The organism is Microbulbifer yueqingensis (assembly GCF_900100355.1).
Lineage (GTDB): Bacteria > Pseudomonadota > Gammaproteobacteria > Pseudomonadales > Cellvibrionaceae > Microbulbifer > Microbulbifer yueqingensis.
Genome location: NZ_FNFH01000001.1, coordinates 35,639 through 60,472 on the forward strand (window position 1 = coordinate 35,639; position 24,834 = coordinate 60,472).

The following is a 24,834-nucleotide window of genomic DNA, read 5'->3' on the forward strand; positions in this document are numbered from 1 at the left end:
GAAGGAGGCGCCGGCCCGGCGACCGGGCGCCCCCAGCCAAACAACCTCAGGTCGTTTCAGGTGTGGCCGCAGCCACCTTGACCAGGTCACGGACAGCAGCCTTGAACTGCGCATCGTCCAGCAACTGGGCCAGCACCGGATGGGCCTGGCTCTCCTTCTGGGTAAGCTCCGGCTTGCCCTTCTTGGCCAACAATGTCAGCCCCTGTACCAGCCGGGCCGCGATCTCTGCATCGGGCGCGGAGGACGGGCTGCCGTAGCCGTCGAAGATCAGGCCGCTGACTTCCTCACCCAACGCTACCTTCTTCAGCCGGTCGGTCAGCCCGAGGCGGTCGATATTGGCGTAGCGGGTCTTGAAATCCTCGCAACTGAAGTCAACGGTACCGGTACGGACCTCGTGCACCGCATCCAGGACCTCTGTGCCGATGACTTTCTCTGCACTTTCCACTGCACGGCGGTGCTGGGTGGCCTGCATGTTCGCCTGGGTTACAGAGAATATCGTGCGATTCTTCTGGTTCATGCTGAGACTGGAAGTGATGGCCGCATTCATCACCTCAGTCTGGTTTTCCTTCGGCGACATTGCCGCCAGCATCATGGCCCATTGGTTGCTTTTCATAGCTTGCTCCAGGGTTATTCAGTTATATGGAAATGATCAGTTCTGATTCATCATCATGAACATCATTGCCATCATCATGCCGTCATCGTCCTTGCCGTCCTGCATCATCAGCGGGAGGAACATCATCATATTGTTCTGCTCCTCGACGTTGGCGGGGGCACCAACTGAATCGTGGGTGTGATTCGCCAGCTGCGACTGCATGTTGTTGTACTGCATCATGTTCATCAACATGTTGGTGGTGGACTGGGACTCCTGCTCTTTCTTCAGCTGGCTGATCCTGCGGTTTTGCAGCTGCGACCAGCGCCGGAGTTGCGAGCGCGTGGTCTTGGTGAGCTTGGAAATAGCCTGGCTGTTAGTCGCAGCCAGTGTGGCAGCCTGGGTGGCCTTCTTGTCGGCATTCTTCAAGTCCTGCTGGGTGCGATTCACCCGATGGTTCAGGCTATTGATGCGACCGTTAATGGCACTGGTGGCCCTTTTGAATGTTGCCATCGGCACCACGGAAGCAGGCAGGCGTACGCGGGCCGAGCCCCGCGGTGTGCGCACAGTACCGCCACGCACACCACCGGACACGCGAATGGGCCGATAGGGCCGGAATTTCCGTCCCCCGAAGCGGCGCGGTGAAATCGCCCGGCCTATGCTCTTGGCTGCACCGCCCATGGCCTTGCCAATCAGTGGGGGGAGCAGCATATGCAGGAATTCGGCTTCATCGTCATAGTCATCTTCGGCATAGCTTTCGCCGTCGATGCTTTCGTCATCGTAGACGTCCTCGATTTCATCATCGTCAAAGCCATCTTCTTCGACGAACAGCGCCTCATCGTCGTAGTCGGCTTCAGCGACTGCGAACTCGGATTCGAGCGCGTCTTCCTCATACATGTTTTCCGGCAGTTCTTCCTTCTGCATGGTCGTCATCTCCTGGTGTGGTTAATCAACGTCTGTAACATCATCGCTGCTAGTCTGTGCCCGCCCCTGTGGGGCTGGGCACACAGCCAGCCCCGCCTGGGCCAGCACGGGTTCGATCAGGGGCAAGAGCCTCTCTATATCCCCCGCACGGCTGCCGATGGTTCCTTCCCCCTGGCAGTGCGGGCATTCGCTATCCTCGCCCCAGCAAAGGGAGCAGGCGCCCAGCATGTCGCCGAAGAAACGCACGGTCTCTGCCAGCCCCTTGGCATACTGCTTCCACCTTGCCCGGCTTTTTTCAAGCTGTTCCAGCCGGCGGTCTTCCACTACAGCCGGAGCCGGATCACTGCGTCGCTCGATCAGTGCCTGCATCATTGCCGATAACTGGGGATTACCCTGTAACTCCGGGCGGCTGGAAAATTGCTGTTGCAGCAGGTTAAGCATCTGTTCGTTCATAAAGATTTCCGGTTCTCATACTTGCTCTAGACTGGCAATGACTGGCGGTCAGGGCAGGTAAATGGGCTCACCCTCGAACTCGTCCTCGGGTCCACTTGCCGCGAATTCTTCGTAGTATTCTGTCTCGGCCCATTCCGACTCGCCCTCACGCACCGGCACGTTGCGACAACGGCAGACACGGCGGGTCCTGGGTTGCGCGCGGCTTGGCCCGGACTGGTTTCGCTGTGAATTGCTGCTGCGGTTGCGGGCGGAGTTCACGATATTGCGCACTACCGGGATGATCGCTGGAATCGCCGAGGCAATAGCGCCGATAATCGCCCCCCAGGCCTCACCATCCTGCTGGCCGGAATAGCGGCGATAGAGCCAGTCCTCTGTGTCTTCAGGACTGCTGATTTCCTCGCTCGCGATGGCGCGGACCAGGGAGGGAATCATCTGGATCACCGCTGACACAGCGCGCCCCACGTCCTGGCCCTGGCCCTGGCCCTGGCCCTGGCCCTGGCCCACTGCCGGCAAAGCCGCGGCGGGCGCAAAAATATCGCTACCGCCCTGCTCTTCGATCCACTCCCACGGAGCCCCGTCAGCTTCATCGAAGAACTCCCCGTCTTCGATGGTTTCCCAGACTGCTTCCTCTGATTGCTCGTAATCTGCGTAGTCACTCATGCCCCGTCTCCCTAGTACAGTTTCCTTCCGGCTCGACCTTCGACCGCCTGGCGGCGCGATACCACTGCTGGCCGTCGTTTCCGGTAACCCTGGCAACCTCACCCTCTGATTCCAGCTGTGCCAGTGCCGCCTGTAGTCCGTTCAGGCCCGCCATGACCCGGTTGCGCACCAGCCACCACTGCAGCACCCCGTCCAGCGTGTCCTGGGCCTCGGGATGCTTTTCCAGGTAGCCCAGGATTTCGGTCTTGAGCGACTCGGTGTCGACTTGGTACGGCCAGGCCATGGCAATTCCCTTGCGATTTCCCCTCCTGTTAAGGCAAGTCCAATGCCAGTTCTGTAACGGGTTGAATTCGCTGGATAATTTCGAAATCAGCGGGATTGGTGGGGTGGAATAGCCCCAATAAACTGGAGGCATTGCCGGGGCCTTTTCGCCCAGGTGGGGCGAAATCGCCCCGGTCGGGATTGGCGACCTTTTGCGCGACAGGAGAGATCAAGCCCACGCTGAATGCGCATGGGCAGTCGGGAGACAAGGAGAAGGAAAAGGAAAATGCGGAACGCCCTGGGGGGCTCCCGATTTGAGGTAACAGGCCCCGGCGTCCCATTGGAGAGACAGGTTCAGGAAACCCTGAAGGAAATGTTAACCAGTACGGAGACCAGGCTGAATCCCGGCCCGCGGTCGCGGCGCCTCAGGCGAGTTCCGCAACCGCACGGCTAACCTTTTCACTACCGGGCGGCTCCGAAATCACGCCCAACTCCGCGCCGTGCGACCGGAGCGCACCAGTGCTTAGTTCGCCCGTCTCGCACAGAGCCGCCAGCGCCGCGTAGGCAATACTGGCCGCGTCCACCCCGAAGTGGCGGCGCAGGTCGGGCCGCGACTCACTCAGGCCGAAACCGTCAGTGCCGAGCGTCACATAGTGGCCGGGCAACCAGCGCGCGATGCTGGCGGGCAGCGCGCACATGTAATCGGTGCAGGCGACAACCGGGCCGTCCGCGCCCTGCAGTACCTGCTGCAGATACGATTGCCGTTTTTCACTCGGCTGCAGGCGATTGTGGCGCTCTACCTGCTCGGCATCGCGGGCGAGTTCGGTATAGCTGGTGACACTCCACACGTCGGCGCGCACGCCCCGTTCTGCCAGCAGGTCCTGCGCGGCCAGTACCTGCTGCATGATGCTGCCGCTGCCGAACAGCTGCAGCCGCGGCGCATTGTCATCGTCCTGCCTGGATTCGCGGAAGAGGTAGATCCCCTTCACCACGCCCTCTTCCACCCGCTCATACGCGTCGTCCGGCAGCGCGGGCATGGGATAGTTCTCGTTGTAGACGGTCAGGTAATAGAACACCTGCTCGCCGCGCCCGTACATTTCCTCGATGCCCTCGCGCAGGATGATCGCCAGCTCGTAGGCAAAGGCCGGATCGTAGCTGCGCAGGTTGGGCACTGTGGACGCGAGGATATGGGAATGGCCGTCCTGGTGCTGCAGGCCCTCGCCGTTTAACGTTGTGCGCCCGGCGGTGCCGCCGAGCAGGAAGCCGCGGCACATGCTGTCGGCCGCGGCCCAGATGAGATCTCCCACCCGCTGGAAGCCGAACATGCTGTAGAAGATATATAGCGGGATCGTGGGCACACCGTGGTTGGCATAGGCGGTGCCGGCGGCCAGGAAGGAGGCCATGGCACCGGCCTCGCAGATGCCCTCCTGCAATATCTGGCCGTCCGCCGCCTCGCGGTACGGCAGCAGGCTGTCGGCGTCCACCGGCAGGTATTTCTGCCCGCCGGGAGCGTAGATACCGGCCTCGCGGAACAGCGCTTCCATGCCGAAGGTGCGCGCCTCGTCCGGCACGATGGGAACTATATATTTGCCGACATTCCTGTCCTTGATCAGCTTGGCCATCATGCGCACCACCGCCATAGTGGTGGAGATGGCGCGCTCGCCGCTGCCGCGATAGAACTCGGCAAACAGTTTTCGCTCCGGCGCCGCCAGTTCCACACAGTCCACACGCCGCGAGGGCATGGGCCCGCCGAGGGCGCGCCGCCGCTCGCGCAGGTAGCACATTTCTTCAGAGTCTTGTGGCGGGCAGTAGAAAGTGGCCCCGGCCAGCGCCTCGTCATCCAGGGGGATACCCAGCCGGCGGCCGATGGCGATCCGGTCGTCGCGGGAAAACTGTTTCTGCTGGTGCGCGGTATTCTTGCCCTGGGCCGTCTCACCCAGGCCGTCACCCTTGACGGTTTTCACCAGGATCACCGTGGGCCGCCCACTGCTCTCGGCCGCGCGGGCAAAGGCGGCGTGGATTTTTTTCGGATCCTGGCCACCGCGCTTGATCTCGCGCACCTCGTCGTCGGTCAGGCTGCTCATCAGTGCGCGCAGCTCGGGGGAGTTTTCCACCCAGTGCTCGCGCTGGGCGCCGCCCGGCCGGGTGGAATAGAGCTGGTAGTCGCCGTCCAGGGTCTCATCCATGCGCTTCTGCAACACGCCGCGGTGGTCGTTCTGCAGTAACGTGTCCCAGCCGCTGCCCCACACCACCTTGATCACCTGCCAGTCGGCGCCGCGGAAACTGCGCTCGAGTTCCTGGATGATCTTGCCGTTGCCCCGTACCGGCCCGTCCAGGCGCTGCAGGTTGCAGTTCACCACCAGCACCAGGTTGTCGAGGTTTTCCCGCGCGGCAATGTTGATAGTGCCCAGCACTTCCGGCTCGTCCGCCTCGCCGTCACCGATGAAGTTCCACACCTTGCCGCCATTGGCGGGCTTGAGACCGCGCGCCTCCAGGTACTTGGCGAAGCGCGCCTGGTAGATGGCCGACGGGGTGGAGAGACCCATGGACGCGGTGGGCGCCTGCCAGAAATCCGGCATTTGCCGCGGGTGCGGGTAGGACGAGAGGCCGCCGCCCGGCTGCAGCTGGCGGCGGAAATTTTTCAGTTGCTGCTCGGTGAGACGCCCCTCCAGGAAGGCACGGGCGTAAATGCCCGGCGCGGCGTGGGCCTGCACGTTGAGCTGGTCACCCCCATAGTGTTCACTGCGGCAGCGGAAGAAATGGTTGAACCCCACCTCGAGCAAGGTGGCGGCAGAGGCGTAGGTGGCGATATGGCCACCGACCCCGGTGCCGCTGTCGGCCGCCTGCAGCACCATGGCGATGGCATTCCAGCGGATAATGTCCTCCGCCCGGCGCTCCAGCTCCAGGTCCCCGGGATAGGCGGGCTGCGCCGCCAGGGGGATGGTGTTGCGGTAGGGGGTGTTCAGCGGCGCCTCGTCCAGTGGCACGCCGCGGTGCACCAGGCGCTCCTGCAGTTCGCGCAGGATTTCCCGGGCGCGGCCGGCGCCCTGGTGGCGCAGGATATCGTCCAGCGCCTCCCGCCACTCCTGCAGTTCCGGGTCCTGTTCCCCGACACACTCCTGCGGATCCACTTGCATGTTCACCTCGCCCTACCCCGTTTTCAGCTCCGGTCCATTCTCCAGAGGGAAAGACAGCCCGGCCCGGAACCGGGCGGGCTGTCATCACTCGTACACCGTAAATCCAGTGCCCGCTATCAGCCGATACCGGCCAGCGCCTGCTCCAGGTCGGCTACGATGTCCTCGGCGTTCTCGAGCCCCACCGCCAGGCGGATGAGGGTGCGGGAGATACCCGCCGCCGCCAGCTCCTCGGGCTCATAAGTGGAGTGGGTCATGGAAGCCGGGTGCTGGATCAGGGTCTCGGCGTCGCCGAGGCTGACCGCACGCTTGCACATCTGCAGGCCGTTGATGAAGGCCACCGCCTGCTCGAAGCCCTGCTTGAGCTCAAACGCCATCACGCCACCGGCACCGCTCATCTGCTTGCCCAGCAGCTTGTAACCGGGGTGGTCCGGCAGGCCCGGGTAGTAGACCTTCTCGACCGCCGGGTGCTTCTCCAGGTATTCGGCCACCACCTGGCCGTTCTCGCCATGGCGCTGCATGCGCAGGTGTAGCGTCTTGAGGCCGCGGATCACCAGCCAGGCATCGTGCGGGCTCATCACCGCGCCCATGTCCTTGCGGGTGGTCATCTTGATCTGGCCGATCATTTCCGCCGGCCCGCAGAGGATTCCCGCTACCACGTCGCCGTGCCCGTTCAGGTACTTGGTAGCCGAGTGCAGCACCAGGTCGATGCCGTGCTCAGCGGGGCGCTGCAGGATCGGCGACATGAAGGTGTTGTCGATCACCGTGACGATGTCGCGCTCCCTGGCAATACCGGCCAGGGCATCCAGGTCCATCACCGTCATGCACGGATTGATCGGGGTCTCGCCGTAGATGACCTTGGTGTTCGGCTTGATGGCGTCGCGTACTGCCTGCGGGTCGGCCAGGTCCACGAAGCTGACCTCGATACCGAGCGCCGGCAGCTGGTGGTTGAACAGTGCGTAGGTGCAGCCGTACAGGCGGTGGGAAGTAACCAGGTGATCGCCGGTCTTCAACAGCGCGAAGATCGCCGCGGACACCGCGCCCATGCCGGAGCCGAAGGCGGCGGCCGCCTCGGTGCCCTCGAGGATGGCCATGCGGTTCTCCAGCTCCTCCACGGTGGGGTTGCCCAGGCGGGAGTAGATGTGCCCGCTGGCCTCGCCGGCGAAGCGGTCGGCGCCCTGCTGTACGTCGTCGAAGACGAAGGTGGAAGTCTGGTAGATGGGAGTGGACAGCGGCCCGTGCTCACCCTGCGACTTCTTGCCGCCGTGGATGGCATTGGTCTCGATATTCTTGGATTCCCACATGTGTGCCTCTCTTATCGTTTTACTGCTGGCGGGACACATGTGTATAAGTGCCCCGCCCTAGGGTTCCGGCAAATCCAGCTCTGTTGTCTGCTTGAGTGCCTTCAACACGATGCTGGTATGGATCCGGGCGATGCCCGGCAGCGGTATCAGGCGCGCCGCGATGAAATGATCGAGCGCGCGGTTGTTCACGGTGCTGACCTTGATCATGTAGTCGTATTCACCGGTCACGTGGTAGCACTCCAGTACCTCGGGCATGGCCACCAGGCGGTCGAGCACCTCGGCGATCCGCTCGTGCTGGTGCAGCTCCAGGGCGATCTCGATCAGGGCCAGGTTGTCGTGCCCCAGCTTCTCCCGGTTGAGCATCGCCGCGTAGCCGCTGATATAGCCCTCCTGCTCCAGCCGCCTGACCCGGGCCAGCGTGGCCGGCGGCGACAGGTGCACCCGGTCGGACAGCTCCACATTGCTGATCCGGCCCTCGGCCTGGAGGACCCGCAGGATGGCGATATCCGTACGGTCCAGCGACGAAACAGAGGTTACCATTTGATGGCCTTTGCAGATTAAGATTAGGCAAACCGAAGGTTATTCCGAATATTATTAAGACGCAAGGCACTTTCGCTAGGGATAACGAAGAATATTCCGTTTTGGATTGGGCAGGCTTGCCGAATGTTAGGCGAGATCAGGATTCTTCCAGGGCCGACCTGCCCCCCACTTTCTAGTCCATCGAGCCTCTACTAATGTTCCTCATCAATGAGGAAGATGGACATGAAGAAACGATTTACTGAGAAGCAGATCATCCCGATCCTGACCGAGACTGAGGAAATCAGCTTCCACTGGAGATGGTTGATTCCCGTTATGCAGCTTGTGAACCTCGCACCTTATGTAAATCGCTTCGGCAGGCAGAAATTTGTAGCGACGTTGATCAATGCCAGCTTTAACGTCGAACTCGAATGGCAGCCGCGGAAGGGGTCGATTTTTATCGTTACCCAAAAGCGCGCATAAACAAAGCTACCCCCTATGGCGAGGACCTGGAATTCCGGGGTATGGCAGTTAAATAACAAACTGGTAAATTATGCGCCTGCAGTGACAGACGCCGCTGTACTACGCTGGTTTCCGGAGGGATAGTGATCCAGCACCCTCCCCTCGACGGCTGTCCTCATTACCAGCCGGCCGGAAACCTGGCTAGCATTAGAACGATTTCAGGTAGGACGCGGCCGCCGCCGCAGGCGCCTCAACCGGGAAAACCCATGCAATCCAACTTCCAGAACCTAGTCAATGCCGCCCAGAACCAGTCCCAGCCCCAGCGGCTACTGTTCCTGCTGGCAAAGGCAGAGCGCAGCAACAACCCGAAGAAGTCCACCGCCAAGGGAGAAATCACACCGGTGATGTGTGTGGACAAGCTGCCGGAGGAGCTCAACAGCTTTGCCGACTTCGTCGCCGAAGCCGATGGGATCGACAGAAGCTGGAACATGATCCTGATCGCCGGCCTGAACGGAGAAGACGGCCAGGCGCCGACCACCGAGGAGGCCGAACCGCTGTTGAACAAGATGGCGAATGACCTGATGCAGGGGCAGGATCTCTCCCGTTACCTGATTCTGGACCGGGAAGAAAACCAGATTGAAATGATGCCGCGCTAACCGCGCGCAGTCCGTCTCACCTCTGCGCGCCGGCTTGTGCAAGCCGGCGGGTGCAGTCATCGGCTCCGCATTCAGTCAGACAGGCCTGGCGACCGCCGTCCACCACTTGGCGGCCGACCTCGCCCGGCGGCGGGATTTTCGGTTGTTAGGTGGGGCGCGGTGGGCCGGAGCGCGGCGGAAGCGGATCCGGTGAGCCGGCCCGGCCGGGAGCCACGATCAAAAAAGGCCAGCCCGACATGCGAGCTGGCCTTGTCGAGATCCCCTACTGCCGGGGCCCTCTCCCGTTATCCCATCCTGTGAAACGGGTCAGGTCAATTCAGGGACTTCAGGATCTCCACGTGGTTGAGGTACATGGGGTTGATGTCCTTCAGCGTAAACATCCCGGTTACGTCTACGTGGTCCCAGCCGGACTTCTTGCCCATATGCTGCCAGACACCGGGGATGGGGAAGCCGCCGTAGTCCTGGGTGGGAGCCCCCGTGGGCGCCACCATGCTGGTGGTGTTCACCACACTGTCGTTGGCAAACCAGCTGGCATCCACCCCCAGGTTGCTGTTCTTGTACTGCCCCATGAACAGGGACTGCGGCATGAACGGCAGGAAGGTGGAGGCAATGGGGTAGTGCCTGTTGGTAAACAGTCCCTTGAAGGTGGACTGGTTCGAATACGAGAAGTAGTAAACGTCCGGGTAGGTGATGGAACCACCGTAGATGTAGGGCGCACCCTCCGCACTCAGGTCATAGAGTGACGTATCCACTGATTCGTCCCACAGCCGGTGGTCCTTGACGCGCCGGAAGTAGTCATTCCAGCTCTCACCGGCCTGGCGGGTCAGTGCCCACTGGTCGAGTTTCAGGTCATAGACCACGTTCTCGCCGCTGGCGAGGCCTGCTGCCCGGTAGATGGAGGTTACCAGTTGCTCGGTGATATCCAGCGGGTTGAAGAACTCGGTCAGCGTGGTGCCGTTGTGGGGCGTGGAAACCGTGGTGATGCTGCGCACCCAGTTCCTGCCGCCCTCGAAGACTGAACCGGCCTCGTAGTTCTCCTCTGGCGAACCATCGCGCAGCAGCTTGAGCAGCACCCGCGCGGTCTGGCCACCCTGGCTGTGGGCAATGATGTGAATCTTGTTGGATGCATCCCAGTCTGGCACCAGGGCCTCGAAGCAGCGGCCATATTGCGCGTGCCCGTGGGTGGAAGCATGGGTTGCGCCGTAGTTCACACAGCCGCCCTTCAGCTGGTAGTAGGCCTCAACCGCGCGGTCCCAGTTGGAGCTGAGAGGCCCGACCGCCAGGGTGACGGTGTCGTGGCCCTGGGATTTCAGGTACTCCTGCAGGTCCTTCTTGCCTTTCCAGCCGCCGCCCCAGTACTTGAAGCCGAACATCTCGTTGCGGCCCCAGCCGGCGAAGCCGTGCAGCAGGACGACAGTTTCATTGTTGGCGGCCTGGGCGGCAGCATAACTGGCGGGGGTTGATAAAGCCTGCAGCTCAAACACCTGGTTGTCGTCGTAGTTGCAGGTGTACTGCTCCAGGTCCTGGTAGCCGGAGCTGAACAGGCTGTTGTTCACGTCCAGGCACTGGTAGCTGGACTTCGGCCGTATCACATAGCCTGATCCGTAGGGCACGAAGCGGAACAGCTGGTTGTCACTGCCATATCCCTCACCCTGCTCGATTGCCACACCGTCGCCGTTGGCAAAATCCCGCACCGACAGCGACAGGCCGCTGTTGGTATTCTGGATCTTGTAGTAACCGTCAGCCTGGTGGATCACCTCGAACGTCTGCGCACTGGTGCCATTACAGGAGTACTGCTGCAACTGGGTGCCGGTGGAGGTGCTCGATCCCGGCACATCCAGGCACTTGCCGCTGTGGGTGGCGACAATGTTGTAGATACCGTCCAGCACCGCGGCCTCATAGACCACCGGCTCCAGCACCCACTTCTGGTTGTCACCGCCGTGCTCGTCCCAGAGGTGGATCCCGGCCCCGTCGTCCATGGAAACTCCGGAGACATCGATCGGCTTGTTGCCCGACAGGGCCGATTTTATTAAGAACTCCCCGTCCCCGGTGCCTTCAACCAGGAAACGCTGGTTGCTACCCTGGTTGCAGCTGTACTGCTGGACATCGGTTCCATTGCTGGTATAGCCCCGGTAAATATCGACGCATTTGCCGCTGTTGACATTGATGATCTCGTACCGACCGGCGCCGGCGTAGACGAAGTCAAATTGCTGCGCGGCGGTACCGTTGCAGCTCCACTGCTGCAGCTGCTTGCCGTTCGATGTGCTGGAAAAGGGAACGTCGAGGCAGAGACCCGAGTGCACTGCCCGGGCCGAGTAGCGGCCGGGCGCCAGGGTGCGCTCGCCGTCGATGGCCGGGTCGATGGCAAAGGTCTGTTCGGGCGAGCCGGTGCATTGCATCTGCACCAGACGCGCGCCGTCGCCCTGGGAACCACCCGAGAGCTCGACGCACTTGCCCGAGTTCCTGTTGCGCAGGATATAGCCGCTGCCATTCTTCTGTGGCAGGAAGTGCTGGGAACCGTAATCGTACCAGCTGTACTGGACCACCGCCGCGCCGTCAGACTTGGAGCCACCCTGCACCCGCATGGCCTTGCCGCTGTTTACATTGACGAGCTTGTAAAAGCCATCGCCAGCCGGGCTGACATCGAAGTCCTGGACGGCGGAGCCGGCGCAGCTGGCCTGCTCCAGCTGGACGTTACTGGATGTGCTGCCGCCCGGCACGCTGACGCATTTGCCGCTGTGGGCAAGCTTCAACGTATACCTGTCGGCAGGAAGATTGGAAGCGTGAGCAGCCATGGGTAGCTGCAGTACGAATAGCGAAATTACCCCGAGATAAACGGGGGTGAGTCTCTTCATCATGCGCCGAACCTCATTCTCTCTGCGAACTTGATTTGGCAACACGTCAACAATCAATTAAAGGGAGAACTCCATTCCTTTGGAGGCAGGCCACCTTATCCGAAAGCAGACTACGACATTACGATACTTTTGGACACGCGGCTGATTGCCGGGGATTGACGATGACTTGGCGTGTTGTCGCTGTTCTTATGTGAATAAATTTTATTATTTTTAAAATATATTGTTACTGACATCACAGCCATTGGGGACTACTTATCAAGGCTGGCGAGAGGATTCTAGTCACGAAAATGAAACACTGTAAACAGCAAAAAAGTGACTGTACGTCCCCTGAGAAGCAGCGCACAAAACCCAATGGCATACTGACTTACCAGTCCCATCACCACGCTGTATATTCACGTCTACAAATTTGAAGAAACTGTCCTCAAAATCAACCAGAGAAGCTGCTGAAGAAAAACATGAAGACCCTGCCCCGGACCAATCATCTCCGGTGATTTAACAGAAGAACTGGCCCAGCGGATTAAGGCAAATCACGTAGAGGGGCTCCGGGAGCATCCGGCCGGCTTACACCCGGCGACACATGGCTTTCACCAAAGTCTAATCGCCCCCAAAGGCCCGATCGCGTAGCATGGCCCCATAAAGAGAGAATAAGGGGCCATGCCCATGAATGCAGACCCGAGGCTGCCGGAAATCCAGTCGGTGGCATCCTTCCTGCGCGACTGCCTGCCCTTCGGCGAGCTGCCGGAAGACACGCGGCGGGACACGGCGCGACGGATCCAGATTACCTATCTACGCAAGGGCGAGCAGATCCGCGCCAGCTCGGCCGCCTACGCCCTGCGCATCGTACGCAGCGGGGCGGTGGAGATCCGCAGCGAAGACCGGCAGCTGCTGGACCGGCTCGGCGAGGGCGAGAGCTTCAATATCCACGGACTCGATTTGGGGTCCGAGGGCGTGGTGGCCGAAACCATCGAGGACACCCTGCTCTACCAGTTGCCCCGCCCCGCCTACGAGGCGCTGCGAGCGCAGTTCCGTGATTTCGACCGTCATTTCCACAGCCAGCGCAATCGCCGCCTGCGGCGCGCCGCCCGCTATCGCCCGGACACCAACCTGCTCACTGAGCCCCTGGCAAACCTCGTGACCCGCGACCCGCTGGCGCTGCCGCCACAGACCCACCTGCAAGAGGCGGCCCGGGCGATGAGCGAGCGGCGGGTCTCGTCGCTGCTGGTGAAGGACGGCGAGCAGCTGCTGGGCATTGTCACCGACCGCGACCTGCGCAGCCGGGCGCTCGCAAGGGGCCTGCCGGTGCATACCCCCATCCGCGACATCATGACTCGCGACCCGAAGCGCATCGAGCTGGATGCCAGCGTGTTCGACGCCGTGCTGGCGATGACCCGCGAGGGCATCCACCACCTGCCGGTACAGGAAGGTGGCAGGGTGGTGGGCATCATCACGTCCTCGGACCTGATGCTGGCACGCGAAAATGACCCGGTATACCTGGTCCAGCACCTCTCCCGCCAGCAGGACACGGAGAGCCTCGCGGCCATCACTGCCTCACTGCCTTCACTGATGGTGCAGGCGGTACGCGGTGGCATGCGCGCCCACCAACTGAGCCGCGTACTCACCGCCATCAGTGACGCTGCTACCTGCCGCCTGATTGAGCTGGCGACCGAGAAGCTGGGACCGGCACCGGTGCCCTTCTGCTGGCTGGGATTCGGCTCCCAGGGACGCGGCGAGCAGCTGATTGGCGCCGACCAGGACAATGGCCTGCTGATCGACAACCGCGCCACCACAAACGACATGGACTGGTTTCACCGGCTGGCCACCTTTGTGTGCGACGGCCTGAATGCCTGCGGCTACCCCTACTGCAACGGCAAGGTGATGGCCACCACCGAACGCTGGCGCCAGCCGCTGGGCGAATGGCGCCGCACCGTGGACGACTGGACCCATGCCCCCACGCCGGAGGCGGTGATGCGCGTGTCGATCTTCTTCGACCTGCGCAGCATCTACGGCGATGCACACCTGTGCGACCAGCTCCAGCAGCATATGCTGGCGCGCACGCGGCGGGACACCATTTTCCAGGCGGCCCTGGCTGCCAATGTGCTGGAACAGACGCCGCCACTGGGGATATTCCGACGCTTCCTGGTAGAGCGTAATGGCGAGCACCGCGACGAGTTCGATGTCAAGAAGCGCGGCGTGCTGCCCATTGTCGACCTGGCCCGCATCCACGCCCTGGCCCACGGCCTGCCCGCGGTGAATACGCGCGAGCGCCTGCAGCAGCTGGTGGACGCGCGCATCCTCACTATCGGGGACGGCCGCAACCTGCAGGACGCCTACGACACCATCCAGCAGATACGCGTGGAAAACCAGTGCCGCCAGGTCACCGCCGGCCATCATGCCAGCAATTACCTGAACCCGGACGAGCTGCCCGACCTGGAGCGCAAGCACCTGAAGGACGCCTTCACCGTGGTGCACGACGCCCAGGAAGCCATGCGCAGCCACTTCCGGCAGGGTCTCTGAGCCATGGACTGGCCCGCGCTCCTGTGGCTGGGTTTGAAGCGGCGATGGTGGCGCGGTCGCGCCCGTCACCCCGCCCTGCGCCGGGCGCTCACCGCACCGTTGCCGGCAGGCGATGCCGTGAATACTCGCTACGTGGCGGTGGACCTGGAGACCACCGGTCTCTCACCGGAGAGGGACGAGATTGCCAGCATCGGCTGGGTGGCCATCGAGCAGGGTTGCATCCTGCTGGAGACTGCACGCCACTACAGGGTGCGGCTGGAAAAAGATGTGGGGCAGAGTGCCATCTATCACCAGCTGACCGACAGCGAACTGCAGCAGGGGGAACCACTACCCATCGTGCTCGCCCGCCTGCTGGAGGCAATCGATGGCAGCGTACTGATATTCCACAACGCACAGCTGGACATGGGTTTTCTCAACCGCGCCTGCCGCTCCCTCTGGGGCGCACCTCTGCCGGTGCCCTTCGAGGACACCATGCAGCTGGAATCCCGCCGGCTGATTCGGCAACAGGAGGGCATGCCTGCTGGCGCCCTGCGCCTGTTCCAGTGCCGGCGCCGCTACGGGTTACCCGATGTGGCCGCGCATGACGCGTTGGGGGATGCGATTGCCACAGCAGAATTGTGGCTGGCCATGAATGCCGGCGGATACCGGGAATGCTCCGAGCAATAAGCAGGAAAAGCGGCCAACATATATAAAACTCAAAAAGCGCGCAGAGTCGACCTGGAACTCAAAACCGGCACATCCTTAAACACATGATTACCTGACCTTGCGCCACCCCTCAAAGCAAAATCTCGCCAGACCGCACCACTCCCAGCCAAATAACCTGCCAGATTCATTAAGTTTTCCATGCTCGGCTAATCCCCTGTTTTCCATTCCCCAATGCGTTATATTGGGAGCATCCAACATTAATAAGCATAAGAAGTTGGGCCAGTTTATGACGCAAATCGACCAGCCGCCGGAAATGCTGAGCGGCGGCCAGATCCTGGTCAGGAGCCTGCAGGCGCAGGGTGTTGACCGTGTTTTCGGCGTTCCCGGTGAGAGCTATCTCGCCGTGCTCGACGCGCTCTGTGATGCTCCGGATATCCAGATGATCACCTGCCGGCAGGAGGGTGGTGCCGCGATGATGGCGGAGGCCGATGGCCGCCTGGCCGACAGGCCGGGAGTATGCTTGGTCACCCGTGGCCCGGGCGCAACCAATGCGAGTGCCGGGGTTCATGTCGCCTACCAGGCCTCCACTCCCATGGTGCTGTTTATTGGCCAGGTGGCTCGTACCCAGCAGGACCGTGAGGCCTTCCAGGAAATTGACTACCGTCGCATGTTCGGTCAGATAGCCAAGTGGGTCGCTCAGGTCGAGTCCCCGGCGCGCCTGGCAGAATACGTTGATCGCGCCTTCGCGGTTGCCATGTCCGGTCGTCCCGGTCCGGTCGTAATCGCACTGCCCGAAGACATGCTGCGGGAATCCTGCGCGTTTCACCCGAATCAGAAAACTTCCGCCCTGCCGGCAGCGGCCCCGACTCCGCAGCACCTGGCGGCGCTACAGCGGTTACTTGAACAGAGCGAGCGACCGCTGCTGCTATGCGGGGAAAGCGGCTGGAGCGATGAGGCTCGCGCGCTGGTCGAGGCTTTCTGCGAAAAGCACGCCGTGCCTGCGGTGGCAGCATTTCGCTGCCAGGATCGCTTCGATAACACCCATCCGGCCTATATCGGTGATTGCGGGCTGGGTATCAACCCGTCACTTCGTCAGCATATCGAAGGTGCAGACCTGGTGCTGGTCATGGGCGCGCGGCTCAGCGAGATTGTCACCCAGAATTACACCATCCTGGTGGAGCCCGGCGCGCAGAAACTGGTACATGTACACCCAGGCCCCGATGAGCTGGTTACCGTAAGACAACCGGATGTCGCCATGGCGTGCGCAATAGAACCGCTCGCCGAAGCGCTGGCCGATATCCCCGTCAATCCCGGGCTATTGGAGGGACGCCGCGCAAGGCTGGAGAAGGCGCGCGCGGAATATGAAGCCTGGTCGACACCCGCCGCCATCCCCGGCGACCTCCAGTACGGGGAAATCGTCGACTACCTGCGCGAGCATTTACCGGCGGACGCCATTATCTGTAATGGCGCCGGCAACTATTCCATCTGGGTGCACCGATACTTCCGCTATCGCGCCGACCAGGCACAGCTCGCACCCATCAGCGGTTCGATGGGCTACGGGCTGCCTGCAGCGATCACTGCCAAGCTCCGCCACCCCGACCGCGATGTGCTCTGTTTCGCCGGCGACGGCTGCCTGCAAATGACGGTACAGGAGCTCGCCACCGCACGGCAGTATGGCGCCAATATTATTGTCCTGGTCATCAACAACGGCAGCTACGGCACCATCCGCACGCACCAGGAACGGAACTACCCGGGCCGGGTGATGGCGACCGACCTCGTGAACCCGGACTTCACGGCGCTGGCAACCGCTTACGGGTTTCACAGCAGCAAAATCACGTGCACGGAAGAATTCTATCCGGCATTCGAGGCGGCACGCGCGGCCAACCGGCCTGCCCTGCTGGAGCTGTGCCTGCCCCTGGAGGCACTGTCTCCATCAGTGACACTGTCGAAATTACAACGCAATAACTGATAAAAGAAGTCGAACACTATGAATCTCGATCTCACAGGAAAACGCGCCCTTGTCTGCGGTTCCAGCCAGGGCCTGGGCAAGGCCAGTGCCATCGAGCTTGCCCAACTGGGTGCATCAGTAACGCTGTTCTCGCGCAACGCGGAAAAGCTGCAGTCGGTCATGCGGGAGCTGGACACCTCAAAGGGCCAGCAGCACCACGTGCTGGTTGCGGACTTTACGAACCCGCAAGAGGTCCAGTCCGCGATCGCGCAACATATCGCCGAAACCGGCGATTTTGAGATCCTGGTAAACAATACCGGCGGCCCGCCGCCGGGGCCTGCCAACTCCGCCGATGCCCAGGAATTTATCGATGGATTCAACCTGCACCTGGTGAACAACCACAACCTGGTACAGGCACTGCTGCCTGGAATGAAAGCAGCCGGCTACGGGCGCGTGATCAACGTCATTTCCACCTCGGTGAAAGCCCCCCTGAACGGGCTCGGCGTTTCCAACACCGTGCGCGGTGCGGTGGCCAACTGGGCCAAGACCCTGGCCAACGAGCTGGGCCAGTTCAACATTACCGTGAATAACGTATTGCCGGGCGCAACCAATACCGTACGGCTCGAGGCGATCATCACCAACAAGGCGAAAAAAGCCGGAGTCAGTGAGGCGGACATGGCCGAGAAGGAAAAGTCCACCATTCCCATGGGCCGCTTCGGGGAAGCACACGAATTCGGCGCTGCAGTCGCCTTCCTGGCGTCGCCGGCGGCAAGTTATATCAATGGTGTCAATCTCCCGGTCGACGGGGGCCGGACCGGGTGCCTGTAATGGAAGCCCTCGAGAATTACATCGATGGAAAGCTGGTACCTCCCGGGGACGGGCGCTACCTGGACAATATCAATCCCGCTACCGGACAGGTGTACGGCCAGATTCCACGTTCCGGACAGGCGGACCTGGATGCCGCGGTAACTGCCGCGGAACAGGCCCGGGCCGGCTGGCAGGCCACCCCAGCCGAGCAGCGCGCCGCCCTGATGGAGCGTATCGCGGACCTGATCGACAGGAACCTGGAACTGCTTGCCGCTGCAGAGTCCGAGGACAATGGCAAGCCCATCGCCCTGGCCCGCTCCCTGGACATACCCCGCGCGGCCAGCAACTTCCGCTTTTTCGCCCACGCGATTACCCAGTTTGCGTCGGAGTCGCATGCCATGGGCGAGGCAGCAATCAATTACACCTTGCGTGACCCCATCGGGGTTGTCGGCTGCATCTCACCGTGGAACCTGCCGCTGTACCTCTTTACATGGAAAATCGCCCCGGCACTGGCCGCCGGCAACTGTGTGATTGCCAAGCCATCCGAAGTTACCCCGAAGACCGCATACCTCTTATCACAGCTGTGCATTGAAGCGGGGCTCCCGGCCGGTGTACTGAATATCCTGCACGGCCTGGGTGGCGAGATAGGCAATGCCATTGTCACCCACCCCGGCGTCAAGGCCATTTCCTTTACCGGCGGCACTGCCACCGGCGCGCAGATCGCGGCGCAGGCCGCGCCGAAGTTCAAGAAGCTGTCACTGGAGCTGGGCGGCAAGAACCCGAGCCTGGTATTTGCAGACTGCGACCTGGACAAAACCGTGGCCGGTGTTGCGCGCGCCGCCTTCGCCAACCAGGGCCAGATCTGCCTGTGTGGCTCCCGTATCTACGTGGAACGGAGCATCTATCCCGAGTTCCGCGAGCGACTGCTGGAGCGGGTAACAGCTTTGCGCGTCGGCGATCCCCTGAGTGATGTCGACCAGGGTGCCCTGGTATCGGAAGCGCATATGGGTAAAGTGCTCGGCGCCATCGAGACAGCCCGCGCAGAGGGAGGGAAAATTCTCTGCGGCGGTGAGCGCCTTGTCCCGGACGGACGCTGCGCCCAAGGCTATTTTGTCGCACCCACACTGATCGAGGGGCTGCCGCTGGCATGTGAGACCAACCAGCGGGAAATATTCGGGCCGGTGGCGACGCTGCAACCCTTTGACACCGAAGAGGATGCGATCGGAATGGCCAATGGCACGGACTATGGACTCGCCGCATCGGTCTGGACCGAGAACCTGCGCCGCAGTCACCGCGTCGCCAGGCAGCTGGACTTCGGCATTGTCTGGGTAAACTGCTGGTTACAGCGCGACCTCCGCACGCCGTTCGGCGGCATGAAGAATTCAGGCGTCGGCCGCGAGGGCGGGCTGGAGGCGCTGCGGTTCTTCACCGAGCCGAAGAACGTCTGCATCAACTACGACTAAACAGAAGAAAAATCGGGAACATCATGAGCGCAGTGAAACACTCCTCCAGGGCCCCGGCACCTGTCGGGCTCTACCCACACGCACGCAAGGTCGGCAACCTGCTGTTCCTGTCCGGCGTGGGGCCACGCAAGAAAGACAGTAAAGAGATTCCCGGCGTAACGCTGGACGATAACGGCAATATCGCCACCTACGACATTGCCGAACAATGCCACTCGGTGTTCTCCAATGTCCGCGCGATCCTCGAGGATGCCGGATCGAGCTGGGACCGGCTCGTGGATGTCACCGTGTTCCTGACCAATATGAAAGACGACTTCAAGACCTATAACGAAATCTATGCGAAATACTTCAGGGACAACCAGCCGTGCAGAACCACGGTTGAAGTTCTCTCCCTGCCAACCCCGATTGGCATCGAGCTGAAGTGTATCGCCACGATCGATTAGGTTTACTGGAGTTCAGTCAACGCCATACCCATCCCTAAACAACGTTTTGCGAGGCATATAATAATGAAAAGCATGATGCCGCCGGTCAACTTCAAACAGTGGATCGAAGACCACCGCCAGTACCTGAAGCCTCCAGTGTGTAACAAGCTGGTATTCGAGGAAAACGGCTTTTTCATCATGGTGGTCGGCGGACCCAATTCACGCAAGGATTATCACGTGGATGAGGGTCCGGAGTTCTTTTACCAGGTCGAGGGCGATATGTTGCTCAAGACCGTGCAGGACGGCAAGGTTGTTGACGTGCCGATCAGGGAGGGAGAGATCTTCCTCCTGCCACCGAAGATTCCCCACTCACCACAGCGCTTGGAGAATACCGTTGGACTCGTCATAGAACGCACCCGCCTGCCGGAGGAAAAGGATGGCCTGCAGTGGTACTGCGACAAGTGCGATAACCTCCTCTATGAAGAATATTTCCACCTGAAGAATATCGAGGAAGACTTCCCGCCGGTGTTCGACCGCTTCTTCTCTTCCGAACAGAACCGGACATGCGACGCCTGCGGGCATGTCATGGCAGTGCCGGGGGCGTGATGCTGACAATTGATATACACACCCATATCCTGCCCAAAAACTGGCCCAACCTGAAAGAGCGCTATGGTTACGGTGGTTTTATCCACCTGGACCATCACAAGTGCGGCTGCGCCCGCATGATGAAGGAAGACACCTTCTTCCGCGAGGTGGAGAGCAACTGCTGGGATCCCGGTGTACGCATGCAGGAATGCGATAACCACGGTGTGCATGTCCAGGTGCTTTCCACGGTGCCGGTAATGTTCAGTTACTGGGCCAAGCCGGAGGATACCCTCGACCTGTCGCGTATGCTGAACGACCATATTGCGGGCATTGTGGCCGAACACCCGCGTCGTTTCGTTGGCCTGGGCACCGTACCCTTGCAGGCACCGGACCTCGCCGTCCGGGAGCTGGAGCGTTGCGTCAGGGAACTCGGCATGGCCGGTATCCAGATCGGCTCCAATGTTAACGGCTGGAACCTGGATGCGCCTGAACTCTACCCGGTGTGGGAAGCGGCGCAGGAGCTCGGGGCGTCGGTCTTCGTGCACCCCTGGGAGATGATGGGGCGCGAGAAAATGCCTCGCTACTGGCTGCCCTGGCTGGTAGGCATGCCGGCGGAAACCTCGCGGGCCATCTGCTCGATGATTTTCGGTGGCATCTTCGAGAAATACCCCCGGCTCAAGGTAGCGTTTGCCCATGGCGGCGGCTCCTTCCCCTCCACCATCGGCCGCATCGAGCACGGCTTTAATGTGCGCCCGGACCTATGTGCCGTCGACAACCCGGTCAATCCCCGCAATTACCTCGACCGGATCTATTTCGACTCGCTCGTGCACGACCCGTCGATGATGAACTACCTGCTGGAGCTCGTCGGGCCGGGACGCATTGCCATGGGCAGCGATTATCCCTTCCCACTCGGTGAACTGGAGCCCGGCTCCCTGATTCGATCAATGGGATACAGCGAAGACGTGCAGGCCAAATTGCTACACGGCACGGCACTCGAATGGCTGGGACTGGAGAAGTCCCACTTTATGGAGGAGTGACCATGGCTACCTATATCGAACTGGGGTCTGTGCGGTACCGACTGTGCCACGAGCGGGCCACCAGTATTGCCATCCCGCTCAACTTCTCGGGGCCGCAACCGAACCACTTTGGCGTAGCCACCGCAACCACGACAACGGTGGAGGGTGGGGGCTTCGTCGGCGACACCTCTCGCGGGGGCAGCTGCAACGTGCGGACGCTGCAACTGACACCGCACTGCAATGGCACCCATACGGAATCCATTTCCCACATCGTCGACGACGAGGTGGCGGTGGGAGAACTGCCGCTGCCGATCCTGCAGAACTGCCTGCTGCTGTCGGTGCAGCCCGTCGAGCTGGCGGAAAGCGAGGAAAGTTACTGGCCCAACCCGGAGGCGGCCGACAGTGTGGTAACAAAAGGCGCGTTACTGGCAGCACTGCATAACACCGGCTTCCGTGAACCGCCCGGCGACTGCCCGGCACTGGCAATCCGGACGCAGCCAAACAGTCCCGAAAAGTGCGCGCTCGAATACGGGGAAGACTGCCCACCGGTGTTCCTGAGTCTGGAAGCCATGGAGTGGATCAGCGAGCATTTCGATCACCTGCTGGTGGATTTCCCCAGCGTCGACAAGATGTATGACGAGGGCCAGCTGGCGAATCACCGCCAGTTCTGGCACGTGCCCCGCGGAATCACCAGGATGGATGAGACTGCCCACACAATGCGAACCATCACCGAAATGATCTTTGTGCCCGACTTCCTGCAGGACGGCTACTACGGCCTGAACCTGCAGGTACCGGCGTTCCGCACCGATGCTGCACCCAGCCGGCCAATCCTCATACCGCTGGAAGAAGAATAAGAGAGGCTTACCCATGCACTACCAAACGGGTTTGGAATTCGCGCAGCAGATGGACTGCGACGACCCGCTGGCAAGATTCCGCGAACAGTTCTCGATTCCGCGCACGAGCGACGGCAGTGAAGAAATCTACCTGTGCGGCAACTCCCTGGGCCTGCAACCAAAGCTGGCGCGCGAGTATGTTGTGCAGGAGCTGGACAAGTGGGCAAGCCTGGGCGTCAAGGGGCACTTCGACTGTGAGTACCCGTGGATGCCCTACCACGAGTTCCTGGCAGAGACCGCCGCGGACCTGGTAGGCGCGCACACCGATGAAGTGGTGATGATGAATTCGCTCACGGTGAACCTGCACCTGATGATGGTGAGTTTTTACCGGCCCAGCGAAACACGCTACAAGATCGTGATCGAGGACCATGCCTTTCCTTCCGATCACTACGCGGTAGAGAGCCAGCTGCGCCATCACGGCATAGACCCGGCCGACGGCCTGGTGCTGCTGAAGCCGCGCGAAAACGAGGAACTGCTGCGCCAGGAGGATATCGAGGCCCTGATCGAGGAACAGGGAGATTCCATCGCGCTGATACTGCTCCCCGGCGTACAGTATTACACCGGGCAGGTACTGGATTTCGCGGCCATCACCGGTGCCGCCCAGGCGCGGGGCATCAAGGTGGGCTTTGACCTGGCCCACGCGGTGGGCAATATTCCACTGAAGCTACACGAGTGGAATGTAGACTTTGCCTGCTGGTGTACCTACAAGTACCTGAACTCCGGCCCCGGCTCCGTGGCGGGCTGCTTCGTCCACCGCCGCCACGCGCGGGACACCAGCCTGGACCGTTTCGCTGGCTGGTGGGGCCATGACAAGGACACGCGGTTCAGGATGGAAAACCGCTTTGTGCCGATGCCGACCGCCGAGGGCTGGCAGCTTTCCAACCCCCCTATCCTCTCCCTGGCGGCGATCCGCGCCTCTTACGATGTATTCAGGCAGGCCGGCGGCATGCAGCCCCTGCGCAAAAAATCGGAGAAACTCACCGGTTACCTGCGCTACCTGCTGGAGGCAGAGGTGTCCGAGTTCATCCGGGTGATCACCCCGGAGAACGCCGACGAGCACGGCTGCCAGCTATCGCTGTGCTGTGATGCCAGGCACCTGACCGGTCGCGAGTTGTTCGGGCGCCTGGAGGCGGCAGGCATAACCGCCGACTGGCGGGAGCCGAACGTAATCCGTATTGCCCCGGTTCCCCTCTACAACAGCTTTACGGACGTCTACAACTTTGTGCAAATCCTGAAGTCCGCCTGCAACGAGTGATGGATATGAGCGAAAACAGCAAGGAAAAAATCGTTATCGCAGGCGCCGGCCTGGTGGGCGCCATGGCCGCCTGCTTCCTGGGACGGCGCGGCTTCGAGGTAGAGGTCTACGAGAGCCGCGTAGACCTGCGCCGGCACGATATCTCCGCCGGCCGTTCCATCAACCTGGCCCTGGCCAACCGCGGTATCTACCCGCTGGAACAACTGGGCCTGATGGACAGGGTACGGGAAATGATGATCCCGATGCGCGGCCGCATGATCCACGACCCCAAGGGTGAGCAGAACTTCCAGCCCTACGGGCAGAGCGAAGACGAAGTGATCTACTCGATTTCCCGTGGGGACCTGAACCGCCTGCTGCTGGACGCGGCGGAGCAGACCGGGAACGTAAACATTCATTTCTCACACCGCCTGGACTCTGTTGACTTCGACACCAACAGCGCAGTGTTTATCAATGAAGAGACCGGTTCTGAAGTGGACGTGGACTTCACGCGGCTGGTCGGCGCAGACGGAGCAGGCTCCCGGGTCCGCGCGGCGCTGGTGGCCGCACAGGATGGCAGCGACAGCCTGGAGCCACTGGGCCACAGCTACAAGGAGCTGGAAATCCCGGCCGGCAGGGACGGCAGTTTCCAGATCGAGAAGCATGCCCTGCACATCTGGCCCCGCGGCGGCTTTATGCTGATAGCCCTGCCGAACCTGGACGGCAGCTTCACGGTGACCCTCTTCCTGCCAAATAAAGGCGAACCCGCTTTCGAGACACTGCAGACACGAGAGGCGGTATCGCGGTTTTTCGACGAGTACTTCCCGGGAGTGGATGGGTTGATACCCGGACTGGTGGATGACTTTTTTGCGAACCCCACCGGCAAGCTGGGTACCGTGCGCTGCAAACCCTGGCATATTGCCGACAAGGCGATCCTGATCGGGGACGCCGCACATGCGATAGTGCCCTTCCACGGCCAGGGCATGAACTGCGGCTTCGAGGACTGCGCGGTGCTGGACGAATGTATCGGGCAACACGGCCCCGACTGGCACCAGGTGTTTGCCGAGTACGACCGCCTACGGGCGCCCAACGGCGAGGCGATTGCGGACATGGCCCTGGAGAACTACGTGGAGATGCGCGATTCGGTAAACGACCCGCAGTTCCTGCTCAAGAAGGCCATCGGCTTCGAACTGCAGAAGCGCTGGCCGGACCTGTTTACCCCGCGCTATGGCATGGTCATGTTCCAGCGCATTCCCTACGCCGAGGCCCAGCGCCGCGGGGAGATCAACCAGCAGATCCTGGACAGGCTGGCCTCTGGCATAGAGTCTGTGGAAGAAATCGACTGGGACCTGGCCGAGACACTGGTCAAGAAACACCTCGGCTCGACCGCCCTGACTGCCTGAACCTCCCTGCAGGGACCGGTTGCCGGTCCCTCGTTCTGCCCTCTTTTGCTTCCACCCCAGCTATCCGCTCCATCTACCTGTTACCCCTGCTATTAC

The 24,834-nt window shown here is 61.4% G+C and carries 22 protein-coding genes; 13 read left to right on the forward strand and 9 right to left on the reverse strand.

What is annotated here, in order from left to right; translation table 11 throughout:
- Nucleotides 1-46: 46 nt before the first annotated feature.
- From BLT26_RS00135 to BLT26_RS00170, 8 genes are all read right to left on the reverse strand, one after another.
- Nucleotides 47-613 (reverse strand): hypothetical protein, encoded by a 567-nt coding sequence (locus tag BLT26_RS00135; protein WP_091506235.1) that lies wholly within the window; start codon nucleotides 611-613, stop codon nucleotides 47-49.
- Between the two features lie 36 nt (nucleotides 614-649).
- Nucleotides 650-1,513 carry a hypothetical protein gene (locus BLT26_RS00140; protein WP_091506240.1) on the reverse strand — a complete coding sequence of 288 codons (864 nt, stop codon included), beginning with the start codon at nucleotides 1,511-1,513 and terminating at the stop codon, nucleotides 650-652.
- A 21-nt stretch (nucleotides 1,514-1,534) separates the two neighbouring features.
- Entirely contained in the window at nucleotides 1,535-1,966 is a 432-nt protein-coding gene (locus BLT26_RS00145; protein ID WP_091506242.1) for a hypothetical protein, read from the reverse strand.
- A 48-nt stretch (nucleotides 1,967-2,014) separates the two neighbouring features.
- Complete coding sequence (locus BLT26_RS00150) at nucleotides 2,015-2,626, reverse strand: hypothetical protein (RefSeq protein ID WP_091506245.1); 612 nt, start codon at nucleotides 2,624-2,626, stop codon at nucleotides 2,015-2,017.
- Entirely contained in the window at nucleotides 2,619-2,909 is a 291-nt protein-coding gene (locus BLT26_RS00155) for a hypothetical protein (RefSeq protein WP_091506247.1), read from the reverse strand. Before BLT26_RS00155 ends, BLT26_RS00150 begins: the two co-directional genes overlap by 8 nt.
- 403 nt (nucleotides 2,910-3,312) lie before the next feature.
- Nucleotides 3,313-6,024 (reverse strand): pyruvate dehydrogenase (acetyl-transferring), homodimeric type, encoded by a 2,712-nt coding sequence (gene aceE / locus BLT26_RS00160; RefSeq protein ID WP_091506250.1) that lies wholly within the window; start codon nucleotides 6,022-6,024, stop codon nucleotides 3,313-3,315.
- Nucleotides 6,025-6,140: 116 nt separating this feature from the next.
- Nucleotides 6,141-7,325 (reverse strand): methionine gamma-lyase, encoded by a 1,185-nt coding sequence (gene megL, locus BLT26_RS00165; RefSeq protein WP_091506253.1) that lies wholly within the window; start codon nucleotides 7,323-7,325, stop codon nucleotides 6,141-6,143.
- Between the two features lie 57 nt (nucleotides 7,326-7,382).
- Nucleotides 7,383-7,865, reverse strand: coding sequence for an Lrp/AsnC family transcriptional regulator (locus BLT26_RS00170; protein ID WP_091506257.1), 483 nt, complete (start codon nucleotides 7,863-7,865; stop codon nucleotides 7,383-7,385).
- A gap of 222 nt (nucleotides 7,866-8,087) precedes the next feature.
- Here BLT26_RS00170 and BLT26_RS00175 point away from each other — a divergent pair, with 222 nt between their 5' ends.
- Together BLT26_RS00175 and BLT26_RS00180 are read left to right on the forward strand one after the other, a co-directional pair.
- On the forward strand, nucleotides 8,088-8,324 hold the full coding sequence (locus BLT26_RS00175) for a hypothetical protein (RefSeq protein ID WP_091506259.1): 237 nt from the start codon (nucleotides 8,088-8,090) through the stop codon (nucleotides 8,322-8,324).
- A gap of 245 nt (nucleotides 8,325-8,569) precedes the next feature.
- Entirely contained in the window at nucleotides 8,570-8,959 is a 390-nt protein-coding gene (locus BLT26_RS00180; protein WP_091506262.1) for a ribonucleotide reductase subunit alpha, read from the forward strand.
- A 311-nt stretch (nucleotides 8,960-9,270) separates the two neighbouring features.
- On the opposite strand, the gene BLT26_RS00185 is transcribed toward BLT26_RS00180, so the two are convergent.
- Complete coding sequence (locus tag BLT26_RS00185) at nucleotides 9,271-11,817, reverse strand: lipase-like domain-containing protein (RefSeq protein WP_091506265.1); 2,547 nt, start codon at nucleotides 11,815-11,817, stop codon at nucleotides 9,271-9,273.
- A gap of 657 nt (nucleotides 11,818-12,474) precedes the next feature.
- Here BLT26_RS00185 and BLT26_RS00190 point away from each other — a divergent pair.
- The 11 genes from BLT26_RS00190 (at nucleotide 12,475) to BLT26_RS00240 (ending at nucleotide 24,738) form a co-directional block, all read left to right on the forward strand.
- Nucleotides 12,475-14,328 (forward strand): putative nucleotidyltransferase substrate binding domain-containing protein, encoded by a 1,854-nt coding sequence (locus tag BLT26_RS00190; RefSeq protein WP_091506269.1) that lies wholly within the window; start codon nucleotides 12,475-12,477, stop codon nucleotides 14,326-14,328.
- 3 nt (nucleotides 14,329-14,331) lie between these two features.
- Nucleotides 14,332-14,994 (forward strand): exonuclease domain-containing protein, encoded by a 663-nt coding sequence (locus BLT26_RS00195; protein ID WP_091506271.1) that lies wholly within the window; start codon nucleotides 14,332-14,334, stop codon nucleotides 14,992-14,994.
- Nucleotides 14,995-15,259: 265 nt separating this feature from the next.
- On the forward strand, nucleotides 15,260-16,942 hold the full coding sequence (locus BLT26_RS00200; protein ID WP_217631350.1) for a thiamine pyrophosphate-binding protein: 1,683 nt from the start codon (nucleotides 15,260-15,262) through the stop codon (nucleotides 16,940-16,942).
- 18 nt (nucleotides 16,943-16,960) lie between these two features.
- Nucleotides 16,961-17,749, forward strand: coding sequence for an SDR family oxidoreductase (locus tag BLT26_RS00205; protein ID WP_091506273.1), 789 nt, complete (start codon nucleotides 16,961-16,963; stop codon nucleotides 17,747-17,749).
- Nucleotides 17,749-19,191 (forward strand): aldehyde dehydrogenase, encoded by a 1,443-nt coding sequence (locus tag BLT26_RS00210; protein WP_091506276.1) that lies wholly within the window; start codon nucleotides 17,749-17,751, stop codon nucleotides 19,189-19,191. Before BLT26_RS00205 ends, BLT26_RS00210 begins: the two co-directional genes overlap by 1 nt.
- Before the next feature lie 23 nt (nucleotides 19,192-19,214).
- The gene (locus BLT26_RS00215; protein WP_091506280.1) at nucleotides 19,215-19,631 is read left to right on the forward strand and encodes a RidA family protein; all 417 of its coding nucleotides are present in this window, start codon (nucleotides 19,215-19,217) and stop codon (nucleotides 19,629-19,631) included.
- A 63-nt stretch (nucleotides 19,632-19,694) separates the two neighbouring features.
- Entirely contained in the window at nucleotides 19,695-20,216 is a 522-nt protein-coding gene (locus BLT26_RS00220) for a 3-hydroxyanthranilate 3,4-dioxygenase (protein ID WP_217631351.1), read from the forward strand.
- The gene (locus BLT26_RS00225) at nucleotides 20,216-21,232 is read left to right on the forward strand and encodes an amidohydrolase family protein (RefSeq protein ID WP_175452984.1); all 1,017 of its coding nucleotides are present in this window, start codon (nucleotides 20,216-20,218) and stop codon (nucleotides 21,230-21,232) included. The genes BLT26_RS00220 and BLT26_RS00225 overlap by 1 nt, the downstream gene beginning before the upstream one ends.
- Nucleotides 21,233-21,234: 2 nt before the next feature.
- Nucleotides 21,235-22,065, forward strand: coding sequence for a cyclase family protein (locus BLT26_RS00230; RefSeq protein WP_175452985.1), 831 nt, complete (start codon nucleotides 21,235-21,237; stop codon nucleotides 22,063-22,065).
- Nucleotides 22,066-22,078: 13 nt separating this feature from the next.
- The gene (kynU, locus tag BLT26_RS00235; RefSeq protein ID WP_091506288.1) at nucleotides 22,079-23,359 is read left to right on the forward strand and encodes a kynureninase; all 1,281 of its coding nucleotides are present in this window, start codon (nucleotides 22,079-22,081) and stop codon (nucleotides 23,357-23,359) included.
- 5 nt (nucleotides 23,360-23,364) lie between these two features.
- Nucleotides 23,365-24,738, forward strand: a complete 1,374-nt coding sequence (locus BLT26_RS00240; RefSeq protein WP_091508617.1) for an FAD-dependent oxidoreductase — start codon at nucleotides 23,365-23,367, stop codon at nucleotides 24,736-24,738.
- The last annotated feature ends 96 nt before the right edge of the window (nucleotides 24,739-24,834 follow it).